This is a genomic window from Bradyrhizobium sp. IC4059 (genome assembly GCF_020193615.1).
Lineage (GTDB): Bacteria > Pseudomonadota > Alphaproteobacteria > Rhizobiales > Xanthobacteraceae > Bradyrhizobium > Bradyrhizobium yuanmingense.
This window is the reverse complement of the sequence record NZ_JADYVH010000020.1, coordinates 15027-29961: the sequence shown is the minus strand read 5'-3', so window position 1 is coordinate 29961 and position 14935 is coordinate 15027. Positions and strand designations below refer to the sequence as shown.

Genomic DNA, 14935 nt, shown 5'->3' with positions numbered 1-14935 from the left:
TTGGGATCGATCCGTGAGGAAGGCTGTATACGCTACTCGCTATTCGCCACTCCCCATTCGCGCTTTCCTACCACCTACCGCCTGGGCGCTGCCGCAGGCTTCGGCGGCTCGGGCGGCGACGAGTTGCTGGCGCCGAACAGGACGCGGGTCGGGTTGCGGTCGAAATTGTTCACGGCGCGGCTAATGTCGCCGAGGGTGCGGCGGCCGTCGGCCATCAGAGCGCCCGAGCGCTTGTCGAAATCTTCGGCTAGCTCGCGGATCGACTTCACCGCCTGGAACAGCTCGCCGCCATCCTTGCCGCCGGCCAGCGTGTTGAGGCCGAGCATGAGATTGTCGGCCTTGAGCATGACGCCGTCGACCTTGGCCATCACGGCGTCGATCTTTTCGGAATTGCGCGCCAGCGAGTTGGTAAAGGTCTCGAGGTTCTTCAGCGAGTTCTTCACCGATTCCTGATTGTCGGCGACGATCTTGTTGACGTTCTGCAGCGTGGCGCGGATCGCCTCGGTGACATCCTGGAGCTTGTTGGGGTCGGCCGTGAGCGTCGGGATGCCGTCCTGGTCTAGCGGCGGAGCCGGCGCGGCCTCCTCGCCGCCCTTCAGCGAGATCGCCGCAACGCCGGTGAGACCCTGGAATTCGAGGCCGACCAGGGTGTCCTTGCGGATCGGGGCGTTATTCTCGATCATGGCGAGTGCGACAACCCGCCGCGGGTTGTCAAGCTTCACCGAGACCACCTCGCCCACCCTGATACCGTTGAAATTGACGCTGCCGCCGTTGCGCAGGCCCGCCGCCGGGCCCTCGAACACGACGCGCAAGGGGCTGCGCTGCTTGGTCGTGTGCAGCGACTGAAACCACAGCACGAAGCCGATCGCGGCGGCGATCACCGCCAGCGTGAACGAGCCGATCAAAATGTAGTTCGCCCGCGTTTCCATCAGGTGCTCCGGCTACTCAACCCAGCTCTCAACCCATGACCGCGCGGGCGCGCTTGCCATGAAAATACTGCCTCAGCCAGGGATGCTGCGAGGCCTGCATGTCGGCGATCGACCCTGCCGCAATGATCTTACCGTTCCCTAAAACGGCGATGCGGTCACATGCTGTGTATAGGCTGTCGAGGTCGTGGGTTACCATGAAAACCGTCAGCCCCAAAGTGCGCTGCAGGGTCCGAACCAGCTCGTCGAAGTCGCCCGCGCCGATCGGATCGAGGCCGGAGGTCGGCTCGTCCAGAAAGACGAGGTCGGGATCGAGCGACAACGCACGCGCCAGCGCCACGCGCTTGATCATGCCGCCGGAGAGTTCGGACGGGAAACGCTCGGCGACCTCGGGCTTGAGGCCGACCATGGTGAGCTTGGCCATGGTGATCTCGTCCATCAGCCGCTGCGAGACGCGCAGATATTCGCGCATCGGAAACTGGATGTTCTGCCGCACGGTCAGCGAGGAGAACAGCGCGCCCTGCTGGAACAGGACGCCCCAGCGCCGCTCGACATTGCGCCGCTGCGACGCGCTCGATGAATCGAGGTCAACGCCGAACACTTCGATGGAGCCCGCGACCTTCGGCACGAGGCCGATGATGGTGCGCGTCAGCACCGACTTGCCCGCGCCCGAGGGGCCGACAAATCCCAAAATCTCGCCGCGCTTGACGTCGAGGTTGAGCCCGTCCAGCACGCGCGTGGCGCCGAACTGCACGGTGATGTCGCGGACGCGGATGATCGGATCCTGAATCTCGCCTGCCATCGTCACATCCCGATCGAGGCGAAGAAGATGGCGAAGATGCCGTCCATGACGATGACGAAGAAGATGCCCTTCACCACCGACGCGGTGGTGTGCTGACCCAGCGATTCCGCGCTGCCCTGCACGGCGAGCCCTTCGACGCAGGCGACGATGCCGATCACGGCGGCCATCACCGGCGCCTTGACGATGCCGACGATGAAATGGTCGATCGAGATGGCGTCGCGCAGGCGCAGCAGGAAGGCCTCGGGCTGAACGCCGCCATAGAGCCAGGCCACCAGACCGCCGCCATAGAGCGCAGCCATGGCGCCGAGGAATGCGAGGATCGGCAGCGCCAGCACCAGCGCCATCATGCGCGGCAGCACCAGGACCTCGATCGGATCGAACCCCATGGTGCGCAACGCGTCGATCTCCTCGCGCATCTTCATCGAGCCGAGTTCTGCGGTGTAGGCGCTGCCCGAACGGCCCGCGACCATGATCGCGACCAGGAGCACGCCGATCTCACGCAGCACCAGCACGCCGAGCATGTCGACGACGAAGATGTCGGCACCGAACCTGCGGAAATGGAAAATGCCTTGCTGCGCGATGATGCAGCCGATCAGGAAGGTGATCAGTACGATGATCGGCACCGCGCGCCAGCAGACCTGCTCCATGTGGTGCACGGTCGAGGTCAGGCGGAACGAGCGCGGATGGATCAGGACGCGAAACCACGCCGCGAGCACGGCGCCCAGCATGTCGACGAGGCCTGCCACCGTGCCGGCGACGCCGGCCACGGTCCGTCCGATCTGCTCCAGCATGCCGGAGATGGTGATCGGGTCGCTGTCGACCACCGCCGCCCCCCTGACCCGCCGCACCTCGTCCACGAGGCTGGAATAATTGGCGGAGAGCCCCGCGATCTGCGCCTCGACGGGTCCCTTGGTCAGGCTGCGGCGCAGCCGCTCGATCAGCCAGGCGCCGAACGTGTCGAGCTTGGCGACCTCGGAGACGTCGATGAAGATGCTTTGTGGGGTGTCTGCAAGCTTCTCGGCGTCGGCGACCATCCGCTCCAGGACCGGCGCAAAGCTCGCGGTCCAGGTGCCGGTGGCGCACAGTGCCAGGGCGTCGCCCTTGGCAATCCGTTCCAGCTTCGGATCGCCACTCATGTCCGCTCCCGTGCCGGGGCGGAGAAAATCAGATGGTTGCGCACGCGCCCTTACCCAGAGAAGGTATCCCCAAGGGTTAATGTTAGTTGCTAGAGGTAACTAGCAGGTTCAGATTTCGCCAGAGTTCAAAATGACTTCCATGAAATTTGCAGCTTTGGCGGCGCGAATCGAGCGCTTCCCGATCGCCGGCAGTTTTACCATCAGTCGGGGCGCCAAAACCGAGGCCGTCACGGTCGTGGCGGAGGTCAGCCGGGGCGGCCTGACCGGACGCGGCGAGTGCGTGCCCTATCCCCGCTACGGCGAGACGCCGGAGGCGACGCTGGCTGCGATCCAGGCCATGCAGGAGGCCGTCGCGGGCGGGCTGACGCGAGAGACCCTCCAGGCCGCAATGCCATCAGGTGCGGCCCGCAACGCCCTGGATTGCGCCCTGATGGACATTGAGGCCAAGGCGGCGGGCTTGCGCGCCTGGAACCTGCTGGGCCGCCCGGCCCCGGAAGAGCGCACCACGGCTTACACGATCTCGTTAGCGACCCCCGAGGCCATGGCCGCCGCGACCGCCAAAGCGGCGCACCGTCCGCTGCTCAAGATCAAGCTCGGCGGCGACGGCGATCCGGAGCGCATCGCGGCCGTGCGCAAGGCCGCCCCTGAGGCCGAGCTGATCGTCGATGCCAACGAGGCATGGACCGAGGCCGATCTGGAGGCCAATCTCGCCGCCTGCGCCGCTTCGGGCGTCACCCTGGTGGAGCAGCCGCTGCCGGCAGGCCGCGACAAAGCGCTGGCGCGCATCAAGCGCCCCCTCGCCGTCTGCGCCGACGAGAGCGTGCATGACCGCTCTTCGCTTGCGCCCTTGCGCGAACGCTACGACGCCGTGAACATCAAGCTCGACAAGACGGGCGGCCTCACCGAGGCGCTGGCCATGGCCGATGCTGCCCGGGCGCTCGGCTTCGAGATCATGATCGGCTGCATGGTCGCGAGCTCGCTGTCGATAGCGCCGGCGATGCTGGTGACGCCGCAGGCGCGCTTCGTCGATCTCGACGGCCCCTTGCTGCTGGCGCGCGACCGCGACCACGGCCTGCGTTATGACGGCAGCCTGGTCTACCCGCCGGATGTTTCGCTCTGGGGCTGAGCCGTGAGGCGATGCCGCGCCGACCAGATCAGAATGGCGCCGGCAGCGGCCATCGCGGCCATGACGTAATAGACATTGTCGCCGATGCGGGCGTAGATCGCGCCTGATGCGATCGACGTCGCCGCCCCCAGGAGCCCGTTGCAGGCGGCGTAATAGCCCTGCCCGCGCGCGATCTGATGCGAAGACACGCGCTGCGCCAAAAGGTTCATGGTGCTGACGATGGTCAGGCCGAAGCTGAAGCCGTGGCCGAGCTGGGCGATCGCGAGCAGCACGAGCGGCGGCTCGCTCGCGGTGACGATCCAGCGCAGCACGGCGACCACGCCGCCGATGGCTATCAGCGTGGACGGCTGCAGCGAGAAGCGCGGCGACAGCGCGAACACGACGATCTCTGCCATGATGCCGAGCGTCCACAGCACCGCGATGGTCAGCCCGCTGATGCCTTGCAGCTGCCAGTTGATGGCCGAGAAGGTGTAGAAGGCGATGTGACTGCTCTGGATCAGCGCCGCCAATGCGATCACGGCCCAGAAGGCTGCATCGCGCAGCAGCGGCTTGCCGGCGTGCCGCTCCGGCGTCCTGTGCCTGAGATCGTCGAGCGGCTGCAGCAGCAGGCTGGCGAGAACCGCGACGACGGCCCAGGCCACGATGACCCAGATCAGGTCGCGCGGAGCGATGATGTCGACGAGATAGCCGCAGGCGAGCGAGCCGGCGGCAAACGCCGCCGACCCCCACAGTCGCAGGGGTCCGTAATCGAGCCCGTAGCGGGCGACACCGCGCAACGCATAGGCATCGGTCAGCGGCATCGTCGGCGTCCACACCATGCAGGTCAGCGCGTAGACCAGGAACAGCGCCAGCGGCTGCTGCTGCAGGCCGACCATCGTAAATCCGATCGCAGTGGCCAGCGCCGACACCATGATGGCGGCGCGAATGGCCTGCCGCTTTTCGGCAAAAGCGGTCACTTGCGGCAGCGTGGTGAAGCGCGTGATCGCCGGCAGCGCGGCGATGATGCCGATCCAGACAGCGTCAATGCCGATCGCCTTCAGCCAGACCGGGAAGAACGGCACATGCGTGCCCAGGACCGCAAAGAAGGCCGAATAGAACACGGCGAGGCTCACGGCGAATCGCCGCTTCGTCGCTGCCGCGATGGGGATTTGTGATTCGGACTGCATCAAACCAATTGCGATTCGGTCGATATCGTGGTGATCGTTACAGTAACGCGCACTGATTTGCGCGACGAGATTGTCATGGCCAACGAAGCATTCGCCCTCTCGCCCATGTCTGCCCGCGCGGCCGCGCCGAACGAGCAGGATTACGACGCGATCCGCGAAGCCTTCATGGAGACCGCGCGCGGCCGCTGGTTCCTCGGCGAATATGCCAAGCGCAACCGCAATGCCGACACAAGCATGGTGCTGGATGCGGTCGCCAAAATCGAGGAAACCCTTGCGGCACAGCGGCAACCGGTCGTCGAGGACCGCTTGCCCGAGGCGCTGGTCGAGATCCGCCGCGCCATCCGCGAGGCCGAGACGATCGCGCTCGCCGCGTTCGATCCCGGCGCGATCGAGGCGAGTCTCGCGCCGATCCCGCGCGGGGTACGCATCATCAAGGAGATCTCCTGGCGCTGGCGCGAGATCGGCGCCGACGGGCGAATCTGCGACCTCATTGATTCGCAGCTCGCCTCGATCGAGGCCGCCTGCGGGCAGATCTCGACCCTCGATCCCCGCATCGAGCTCAAAGCCGCGTTCGATCTGCTGAAGGATCGAGTCGAGCAGCTCGACGGCGACGCAACGCCGCAGCCCGCGCCTGCTCCGGCACAGGAGGCGCCGTCATCAGTCGCAGAAGCCTCGCCCGTCGAGATGGCGGCGATGGCGGGCGATGCATCCGTGGCTTTTACGGAGACGCGCGAAGAGATCGCGGCAGCTCCGGAACTCGATGCGGCCGTCGAAGCAGCGGCCGTCGCTGAAACCTCCGCCATCGCCGAGCAGGCCATGGACGCGGCTGCCGCACAGGGGATCGCGGCCGAAAGCCAAATCCCTGCCGAAAGCGCGGCGCTCGAAAACCTCGCGCCTGATGATGCCGAGCTCGAAGCCGTGGCGTTTGAAGAGCCGGCCGCTCAGCCGGAGGCCTTGACGGAAGCAAGCGAGGAGTTCTCGCTCGACGCCGCAGCCGAGGCCGAGGACGAAGCCATCCTCGAGGCCATCGCGATGGAGATGGCCGCGCCCGATCCCGAGTTTGACGAGATCATCGAGCCGGTGGAGATGGCAGCCGCGACGCCGGAGCCCGCGCCCTCGGATGTCGTGGCGTCCATTGCTACCGAACAGCCGGAGCCGGTCGCAGCCGAGCCTGTCCTCGCAGCCATCGCCGAAGAGCCCGCCGCGGACGCGCCGATCGCGCTGGACTCGCTCGCGCGCCTCACCGACGCCATCGCGGAAGCCGCCGCCGAAGTGATGGAGCAGCAGGCGCCCGCCGTGGCGGCCGCAGCATCATTGGCGGCAGCCCCGACCGCGACGCTGCCGATGCCCTCGCCCCTGCCCGCGTCCATGTCCGACGCCTCGCTCGGCGCCACCATCCTCGCCAGCGGCATCTTGCAAAAACCCCGCGCACCGGCCAACGACCCGCTCGCCCCGATCCGCCGCATGACCCAGGCCGAGAAGATCGCGTTCTTTTCGTAAGGGGCGCGCACTCCCCCCACACCGTCATTGCGAGCGCAGCGAAGCGATCCAGGCTGTCTCCGCGGAGGATTCTGGATTGCTTCGCTGCGCTCGCAACGACGACGGTCGATCTTGGACCTCACGCCCATGTCCCCCACCGAAGATACCCTCACTCTCTGGCGGCCCGTCGGTCCAAAAGAGCTGGAGTTGATCCAGCAATCCGGCATGCGCGCGTTTCCGCCGCGCCTGCCCGACCAGCCGATCTTCTATCCGGTGCTGACCGAAGACTACGCCATCAAGATCGCGCGGGACTGGAATGTCCCGGCGAGCGGATCGGGCTTCGTGACCCGTTTTGCAGTCAAGCGCAGCTTCATCGAAAAATACGATGCGCAGGAAGCGGGCGGACGCTCACATCTGGAGTATTGGATTCCGGCCGAGGACCTCGATGCGTTCAATGCCGCAATCGTCGGCTTGATCGAGGTCGTCCGCAGCTTTCCCTGACTGTCAGCGCCTCACCCGCAATTCCAGATCGGACCGATCGGCGTGCGCGTCCAGCACGGGCCATAGCTGCCGCCGTTGTAGCGGCCGCCGTTGAATCCGGGGCGACCGAAATAGTGCCACTCGCCGTCCCAGCGATAATATTGTGGAACCGGGTCGATGTACCAATGGCGCCGGTCGGCGCGCGACAGGCGGCGCATGGCGTCTTTCTGCTTGTAGAGCGGGATGCTGTTGCTGAGCGGCTGCCGATAGCCCGGCAGGAAGCCGTAGCCCTTCCAGACCGGCTTGGGGCGCTTTTGCACGGGCTCGGCCGGTGCCACAGCGGGCAGCAGCGACAGGACGACAGCAACGAAGAGACACAGAAGGCGAGACATGAATCGACGATAGACAGGCGGATGCGAGAAGGCCACTCAAATTCGAGTGCGAGGCGTTTCGTCCCACCAAACGCCAGTAAGACGACTAGCCGATCTTGTCGCGCACATGCGCTTCAACGCGGTCCAGGACATGGTCGAGCGAACTCTCGGCCGTATCGAGCACCAAGTGCTCCCGATCCCACGGCTCGTAAGTCAGGCTCACGACGTCATCCCAGGTTGGAACCTTGTGACCGTCAATGTCGGGCAGCCGGTTTTCCACGCGCTGCCGGTGCAACGCCGGTTCGCTGCAAATCACTTCAATCTCGACGACGCCTGCGCCGGTTCGCAAGGCAGTCTGCCGCCATCCGGCGCGGCTTGCCAGCACGGGATTGACGCAGTCCGCGATGACGATGCGCCCGAGCTTGAGGTTTTCGGCGGCGAGCGTGTTGGCAACGGCATAGCCTGCTGCGCCGACGATGAAACCTGCGTCCCGCAATGGCTGCTCGATCGCATCGATACGAAGATAGGTCGCCGCCAGCCTGGCGGTGAGTTCGCGAGCGATCGTCGTCTTGCCGGTACCTGGAAGGCCGCCGAACACGATCAGTGAGGATGGATGCTTCATGATATTCCTAACTGATCACGCCCTTCCTGATCAGGAAGCAGCCATAGCCCCTGCTGTCACCGACCTGCACGACGCCAAAGCCTGCCGCTGCCGCGCGATAGAAATCGGGACGCGCGAGCTTGCCGGGCGTGACCGGCCGGCCAGCCGCACGTGCGATCTCCGCGAGCACGGCGCGCTGCACCTCGGGCACGCGGTCGGGATCGTCGACCGGCATCATCACACGCACCGGATCGGGATCGAAATCGTCGAGCGGATAGACCGACATGATGGCCCGGATGGCAGTTTCCATCGTCATGCCCGGCAATTGGATCAGGCGCTGCGATGAGGTGCTCTGCGCGATCCGGGTGGCGGGGTGATTGGCGTCGACGAACACGAGGTCGTCGCCATGGCCCATCGCGGCGAGCAGCCAGAGCAAATCGGGGGTGAGGATCGGATCGATCGATTTCAGCATGTGGCGGACGTCCTCCCAATCGATCGCTAACCATAGCAGGTTCCGAGCGTGATTCAGATCACGGAGGCCAGCATGGTGACAGGGATCACGGACCGCAAGGCTCGAACGCGGCCAAGCTTGCGCGCAACCAATCTCGCATCGAGATGAGTGCCAAAGGAGCACGCCATGTTCCGCCTAAAGCCCTTTTTCATGACGGCGAGCCTGCTGGGAAGCCTGTTCGGCTTCGCCTGCGGGCCCGTTTCCGCGCAAGTCGCCCCGGTTCAGCCTGCCCCCACCGCCCTGCAAGGCCCGGAGCAGCGGGTGGCGCTGGTGATCGGCAATGCGAACTACCAGAACGCGCCGCAGCTTGCGAATCCCGACGATGACGCCCAGTCGATGGCGCAGTTCCTGAACTCCGCCGGGTTCGAAGTGGTCGCCGCGACCGACTTGACCCAGAACGACATGCTCCGCGTCGTCCAGGACTTCTCCGCCAAGGTCGCCTCGCGCGGTCCGAACACGGTGGCGATGGTCTATTACGCCGGTCACGGCGTGCAGCTCGCCGGCGAGAACTATCTCGTTCCGGTCGACGCCAAGGTTTCCAGCCCGACCGAGCTGGTCAACAATTCGCTGCGCCTCGTCGACGTGATGTCGACGCTGGAGACGATCCCGAGCCGCATGCGCATCGTCATCCTCGATGCCTGCCGCAACAACCCTTTCCCTGAAATCAACGACGCCGGCCGAGGCTTGGCAATCGTCGATGCGCCGAACGGCTCGATCGTCGGCTACTCGACCGCGCCAGGTGCCGAGGCGCTCGACGGCACCAATGGCCACAGCCCGTACACACAGGCGTTCCTGAACGTCGCGCGCGAGCCCAACGTGCCGATCGAGCAGCTGTTCAAGCGCGTGCGCCTGCAGGTCAACCAGACCACCAGCGGCGCGCAGATTCCGTGGGAGAGCTCGTCATTGACGAGCGACTTCACCTTCTTCGGTGACACCGCCGTTGCCGCCAACCGCGCGCCGGTGAAAGCGCCGGTCGTGCAGATGGCCTCCAATTTGCCGAGCCGCTCCACCCGCCAGGCCTATGACTACGTCGTGTCCGAGGGCCGTCCGGAGTACTATCAGGAGTTCATCCGGATGTACCCGCACGACCCGCTGTGCGACCACATCCGCTGGCTGCTCAACAACATCCTGATCTCGCAGGCCTGGCACAAGGCGGTGCTCGCCAACTCGCCGCTCGCCTACAAGAGCTTCTATGACAGCTACGGCAACAGTCCCTATGCGCAGGTCGCGCTGAAGCTGCAGGTGCAGCCGAAGCAGATCCCCCTGATGCAGGCGACCAAGTTCCTGGCGCCGCAGACCATTGCTCCGACGATCAAGATCGGCAATCTCGGCCAGCCCAAATACATGCCGCTGATGCAGCAGGGCAATGGCGCGCAGGTGAACGGCAATCTGCCGGTCGTGCAGAAGCCGCTCGACGGCAATGTCGTCGGCAAGCTCGGCAATGGCGGACAGATCGTCACCCTGCCTGCGGGCAACAACCAGCCGAACCCGCAGAACGGCCCGCCGCCGCAGACCCCGAGCAAGATCGTCACGCTGCCTGCGCCGACCAACACGGTCAACGGCAAGGCCGGCATCGGCAAGATCGTGACCCTGCCTGCGACCAGCACCATGCCGAATGGCGGCACCGTCAAGCCGGGCAAGATCGTGACCATGCCGGTGAATGTCGGCAAGGGTGGCCCGAACATCGAGTCGAAGCCGGTCAACGTGCAGACTCCGAACCGCCCGATCCGGCTCAACAACGGCAACACCGGCATCGTCAAGCTCAACAATAACCCGGTGAATAAGGTGCAGGTGCAGACCAACGTGCAGAACACCCGCCCGCAGATCAACACGATGCCGAGCCGCATGGTCAGCAGCAACAACAACTTCCGGCAGTCGATGAACCAAGCGCCGAGCATGAACAATGGCGGCAACCGTCGCGGCGGCTTCACGCACTGATTGCGGCGAGCGAGACGACAAAGGGGCAGAGCGGAAACGCTCTGCCCCTTCTTCATGTCTGTTCTTGGTCATTCCGGGATGCGCCGTAAGGCGCAGGCCCGGAATCCATACTCCCGATCGTGGTCATGGATTCTCAGATGCGCAATTGCCCATCATAGCTCTCGCTGCGCGAGCCCCGGAATGACGATCAGGCCACCAGCTCCGCGAACAGATCCGCATCGACATTGCCGCCTGACAGCACGATGACGACGTTCTTGCCGGCCACATCAAGGCGGCCCGCGAGTAGCGCAGCAAGCCCCACCGCGCCGCCGGGCTCCACCACCAGCTTCAGCTCGCGATAGGCAAAGGCGACCGCCGCGCCGACTTCCTTGTCCGACGCCGTGACGCCGCGCGCCAAGAGCTTGCTGTTGATCGCAAACGTCATCTCGCCCGGCATCAGGGCCATCAGCGCATCGCAGATGGTGCGGCCGGCCGGCGGATGCGGCTCGCGATGGCCTGCGCTGAGTGAAATGCCGTGATCGTCGAAGGCCTCGGGCTCGGCGACCACGATCTCGGCTTGCGGATAGCGCGCCTTCACGGCGGTCGCGACACCCGCGATCAAGCCGCCGCCGGAGGCCGGCGCCACCACGATGTCGGGGCCGAGGCCGAGCGTTGCCATGTCCTCGGCGATCTCGCGGCCGGCGGTGCCCTGCCCTGCGATCACGAACGGATCGTCGTAGGGTTTGACCAGCGTCGCGCCGCGCTTCTCGGCGATGCCGCGCGAGATCGCCTCGCGGTCGTCCTTGTCGCGGTCGTACAGCACGACCTCGGCGCCGTAGGATTTGGTGCGCTCGCGCTTCGACAGCGGGGCGTCCGCTGGCATCACGATGGTGGCCTGCATGTCGAGGATCTTTGCCGCCGCCGCCACGCCTTGGGCGTGGTTGCCGGAGGAGAACGCGACGACGCCGCCGGCGCGCTTGTCCTGCGGGATCGAGAACACCTTGTTGAACGCACCGCGGAACTTGAACGAGCCGGTGCGCTGAAGCATCTCCGGCTTCAGGAACACTTTCGCACCGACGCGCTCGTTGAGCACGGGGAAGGACAACAGCGGGGTGCGGATGGCGTAAGGCGCGATCACGCGCGCTGCGGCATCGATGTCGGCAGGGCCGACCGGAAGGGCCTGTTCGGTCATGGCGGAATGTTATCGCGGCCGATCAGGCCCGGGCAAGACATCTCCGCGAGAGGAATTCTTGCCTCAAGCCACGAAACGCGGCTGTTCCGCGGCGTTCCGACCGGGCAGCACCGCCCCGACCGCCAAAATGCTGTCGATAAAGACCGTTGCAGAGGCCTCCCAGGTGTAATTGGCGGCGAACGCGACGCAGTCCTGCCGGGAGATATCGAGCGCGGCGAAGCAGGCATTGCGCAGATCGTGATCGAGCGCGCCGACCGGCGCATCGCCAATCACGTCGCGGGGACCCTTCACGGGGAAGGCCGCGACCGGCAGGCCGCTCGCGAGCGCCTCCAGCAGGACCAGGCCGAAAGTGTCGGTCTTGCTCGGGAACACGAACACGTCGGCGGCCGCGTAGATATCCGCCAGTTCCTCGCCGTGCTTCTCGCCGAGGAAGATCGCATCGGGGTAGACCTCTTCCAGCGAGGCGCGCGCCGGGCCGTCGCCGACGACCACCTTGGTGCCGGGTAGGTCGAGGTCGAGGAACGCCTCGAGATTCTTCTCGACTGCGACGCGGCCGACCGACAGGAACACGGGTGCCGGCAGGCAGAGATCGATGACGCGCGGGTGGAACAACGTGGTGTCCACGCCGCGCGGCCACAGCACGACATTGTCGAAGCCGCGCTCGGTCAGTTCGCGCGCGAGCGCCGGCGTCGCCGCCATCACGGCGCGACTGGCGCTGTGGAAGCGCCGCAGCGCCCGCCAGATCAGCGAGCCCGGCACTGGCACGCGGGCGCGGACATATTCGGGAAAGCGGGTATGGAAGCTGGTCGTGAACGGCAGCTTGCGCTGGCGGCAATAGCGGCGGACCATCAGGCCGATCGGCCCTTCGGTCGCGATGTGGATGCTGTCGGGACGCGCCTCCTCGATCAGCCTTGCGATCCGGGCCGGGCGCGGCATGGCGAGGCGCACGTCGCGATAGCTCGGCATCGCGAAGGTGCGGAACGATTGCGGCGTCAGGAACGTGAACTCGACCCCGAGCCCTTTTGCGGCCTCAGCCAGCTTGGTCAGCGTCCGAACCACACCGTTGACTTGCGGGTGCCAGGCGTCGGTCGCGACCAGGATGCGCATCAAGAGGTCCTTGTTATGCAGCTCTGGCTGCGACCTGTGGCACCTGCTCCGGCTTCCGCAACTGATCCGCCCAGGTGATGATCTCGAAGTGACCGTCGTCATGCTCGACCAGGGCGGTGCAGCTCTCCACCCAGTCGCCGCAATTCATGTAGCGGATGCCGCCCTCGTCGCGGATCACGGCGTAGTGGATGTGGCCGCAGATCACGCCGTCGGCCTGGTGACGCCGCGCCTCGGCGGCGAGCGCCTGCTCGAACGCGCCGATATAGTTGACGGCGTTCTTGACCTTCTGCTTGGCCCATTGCGACAGCGACCAATAGGGCACGCCGAACAGGCGGCGGAAGAAGTTGACCAGGCGGTTCATCTGGATCGCGAAGTCATAGGCCTTGTCGCCGAGATGGGCGAGCCAGCGCGCGTTCTGCACCACGAGATCGAAGATGTCGCCGTGAATGACGAGATAGCGCTTGCCGTCGGCGCCGGTGTGAACCGTGTTCTCGACCACGTCGATGCCGCCGAAATGCGTGCCGTAATAGTTGCGCAGGAACTCGTCGTGATTGCCAGGAATGTAGATGACCTTGGCGCCCTTGCGCGCCTTGCGCAAAAGCTTCTGGACGAGGTCGTTATGCGATTGCGGCCAGTGCCAGCTCGATTTCAGCGCCCAGCCGTCGACGATGTCGCCGACGAGATAGATCGTATCGGCATCATGGTAGCGCAGGAAGTCGAGCAGAAGATCGGCTTGTGAACCGCGGGCCCCGAGATGGACGTCGGAGATGAATAACGTGCGAAAGCGCCGCTCCGGGCTCTCGTCACTCACATCGTAACTTCCCATGCGCCAGCCTGTAACAATGTCCCGTGACAGGGGGATGACCGATTGAACCCTTGAGGCACCTTCAAATACGAATCACGCCTTGCCTCGCCCTCCCCGCGAATATCAGTCGCATGCGACAATCAGGCGACATGGCGCCGCATGGGCGCAAGCCCCCGCTCTTCTCTGAGGCAAACCTCCCCGCGGCACATCCTTCGAGACGCCCGCCCTTGGCAGGCCCTCAGGATGAGGACCGAGTGTGCGGCCCTAGCTTCAACGGGCACAGTGCTGCTTAGCCTCATCCTGAGGAGACCGCTGGAAGCGGTCGTCTCGAAGGATGGGGCGCGCGTTCAGGTGCCCGCCTCAGTAGAACTTGTGGAAATGATGGATCGGCCCGTGGCCGTGGCCGACGCTGAAGCGGTCGGCGGCGGCGATCGCGGCGCTGATCCAGGCCTTGGCGTTGCGCACGGCGGCCTCGAGGTCCTCGCCCCTGGCCAGCCCGGCCGCGATGGCGGAGGACAGCGAGCAGCCGGTGCCATGGGTGTTACGGGTGGCCACACGCGGCGCGGCGAGCGCGATCGCGGTCTCGGCAGTGACGAGATAGTCGGTGCTCTCGGCGCCCTCCCCGTGCCCGCCCTTGATCAGGACGGCGCGGCAGCCCAGCGCCAGCAGGCGGCGTCCCTGGCTTTCGATCTCGGCCTCGCTCGCCGCCACCGGTGCATCGAGCAGGGCCGCAGCTTCCGGCAGGTTCGGCGTGATCACGGCAGCCAGCGGCATCAGCCTGGTGCGCAGGGCGTCGACGGCTTCAGTGGCGAGCAGGCGGTCGCCGGAGGTCGCCACCATGACGGGATCGAGCACGACATGCCGCGGCGCCCAGCGCGAAAGCGCGGCCGCGATGGCATCGATGCTGGCGGCCTGGGCCACCATGCCGATCTTCACCGCACCGATGTCGAGGTCGGAGAACACCGCGTCGATCTGCTCGGTGACGAACCCGGCCGGCACCCCGTGAATGCCGGTCACGCCGCGCGTGTTCTGCGCCGTCAGCGCCGTGATCACGGAGGCGCCATAGACGCCGAGCGCGGCAAAGGTCTTCAGGTCCGCCTGGATGCCGGCGCCGCCGCTCGAATCGGAACCGGCGATGGTGAGTGCGACCGGGGTCGTCATCGCGGGAGACATGTGCTTGAGGAGGCCGCCATGGCCACTCGTAGCGCGACCGTGGAGCGTCAGCAAGCGCGCCGGGCCGCCGCCAGGCGTGATTCGCGAACCGATTGCGTGCCTTGCGAATCAGTCGGACACAGCGCGAACCAAGGCCCGAAATG

The 14935-nt window shown here is 65.8% G+C and carries 15 protein-coding genes; 4 read left to right on the top strand and 11 right to left on the bottom strand.

Going from position 1 to position 14935, the window contains the following annotated elements; genetic code table 11:
- Positions 1-74: 74 nt before the first annotated feature.
- The 3 genes from I6F12_RS35505 to I6F12_RS35495 are packed head-to-tail and all read right to left on the bottom strand — an operon-like array spanning position 75 to position 2864.
- Positions 75-929 (bottom strand): MlaD family protein, encoded by an 855-nt coding sequence (locus tag I6F12_RS35505; RefSeq protein WP_225158414.1) that lies wholly within the window; start codon positions 927-929, stop codon positions 75-77.
- 28 nt (positions 930-957) lie between these two features.
- A complete protein-coding gene (locus I6F12_RS35500) occupies positions 958-1728 on the bottom strand; it encodes an ABC transporter ATP-binding protein (protein ID WP_036044529.1) in 771 nt (256 codons plus the stop codon).
- A gap of 2 nt (positions 1729-1730) precedes the next feature.
- Positions 1731-2864, bottom strand: coding sequence for an ABC transporter permease (locus I6F12_RS35495; protein WP_225158413.1), 1134 nt, complete (start codon positions 2862-2864; stop codon positions 1731-1733).
- Positions 2865-2994: 130 nt separating this feature from the next.
- On the opposite strand from I6F12_RS35495, the gene dgcA reads away from it, so the two are divergent.
- Entirely contained in the window at positions 2995-3990 is a 996-nt protein-coding gene (dgcA, locus tag I6F12_RS35490) for an N-acetyl-D-Glu racemase DgcA (protein WP_225158412.1), read from the top strand.
- Here the strand turns inward: dgcA and I6F12_RS35485 are convergent.
- Positions 3960-5156, bottom strand: coding sequence for an MFS transporter (locus tag I6F12_RS35485; RefSeq protein WP_225158411.1), 1197 nt, complete (start codon positions 5154-5156; stop codon positions 3960-3962). The two genes, dgcA and I6F12_RS35485, sit on opposite strands and share 31 nt — an antisense overlap.
- A 75-nt stretch (positions 5157-5231) precedes the next feature.
- On the opposite strand from I6F12_RS35485, the gene I6F12_RS35480 reads away from it, so the two are divergent.
- Positions 5232-6656, top strand: a complete 1425-nt coding sequence (locus tag I6F12_RS35480) for a hypothetical protein (protein WP_225158410.1) — start codon at positions 5232-5234, stop codon at positions 6654-6656.
- A gap of 126 nt (positions 6657-6782) precedes the next feature.
- On the top strand, positions 6783-7136 hold the full coding sequence (locus I6F12_RS35475) for a hypothetical protein (RefSeq protein ID WP_036015568.1): 354 nt from the start codon (positions 6783-6785) through the stop codon (positions 7134-7136).
- An 11-nt stretch (positions 7137-7147) separates the two neighbouring features.
- Here I6F12_RS35475 and I6F12_RS35470 read toward each other — a convergent pair whose 3' ends face one another.
- The 3 genes from I6F12_RS35470 to I6F12_RS35460 all read right to left on the bottom strand — a co-directional run bounded on the left by I6F12_RS35470 (position 7148) and on the right by I6F12_RS35460 (position 8559).
- Complete coding sequence (locus tag I6F12_RS35470) at positions 7148-7507, bottom strand: hypothetical protein (protein ID WP_036015565.1); 360 nt, start codon at positions 7505-7507, stop codon at positions 7148-7150.
- A gap of 85 nt (positions 7508-7592) precedes the next feature.
- Positions 7593-8084 carry an AAA family ATPase gene (locus I6F12_RS35465; RefSeq protein WP_345944204.1) on the bottom strand — a complete coding sequence of 164 codons (492 nt, stop codon included), beginning with the start codon at positions 8082-8084 and terminating at the stop codon, positions 7593-7595.
- Between the two features lie 31 nt (positions 8085-8115).
- Entirely contained in the window at positions 8116-8559 is a 444-nt protein-coding gene (locus I6F12_RS35460; protein WP_036030270.1) for an RbsD/FucU domain-containing protein, read from the bottom strand.
- A 165-nt stretch (positions 8560-8724) separates the two neighbouring features.
- Between I6F12_RS35460 and I6F12_RS35455 the strand changes: the two genes are divergently transcribed.
- Positions 8725-10536: a caspase family protein gene (locus I6F12_RS35455; protein WP_225158408.1), complete on the top strand. Its 1812-nt coding sequence runs from the start codon at positions 8725-8727 to the stop codon at positions 10534-10536.
- Between the two features lie 187 nt (positions 10537-10723).
- Here the strand turns inward: I6F12_RS35455 and I6F12_RS35450 are convergent, their stop codons facing one another.
- The 4 genes from I6F12_RS35450 to thiD form a co-directional block, all read right to left on the bottom strand.
- A complete protein-coding gene (locus I6F12_RS35450) occupies positions 10724-11707 on the bottom strand; it encodes a threonine/serine dehydratase (RefSeq protein ID WP_109143149.1) in 984 nt (327 codons plus the stop codon).
- A gap of 63 nt (positions 11708-11770) precedes the next feature.
- Entirely contained in the window at positions 11771-12814 is a 1044-nt protein-coding gene (locus I6F12_RS35445) for a glycosyltransferase family 1 protein (RefSeq protein WP_225158407.1), read from the bottom strand.
- A gap of 13 nt (positions 12815-12827) precedes the next feature.
- Positions 12828-13640 carry a UDP-2,3-diacylglucosamine diphosphatase gene (locus tag I6F12_RS35440; protein ID WP_128264429.1) on the bottom strand — a complete coding sequence of 271 codons (813 nt, stop codon included), beginning with the start codon at positions 13638-13640 and terminating at the stop codon, positions 12828-12830.
- A 339-nt stretch (positions 13641-13979) separates the two neighbouring features.
- Positions 13980-14780 carry a bifunctional hydroxymethylpyrimidine kinase/phosphomethylpyrimidine kinase gene (thiD, locus tag I6F12_RS35435; protein ID WP_225158406.1) on the bottom strand — a complete coding sequence of 267 codons (801 nt, stop codon included), beginning with the start codon at positions 14778-14780 and terminating at the stop codon, positions 13980-13982.
- Positions 14781-14935 lie beyond the last annotated feature (155 nt).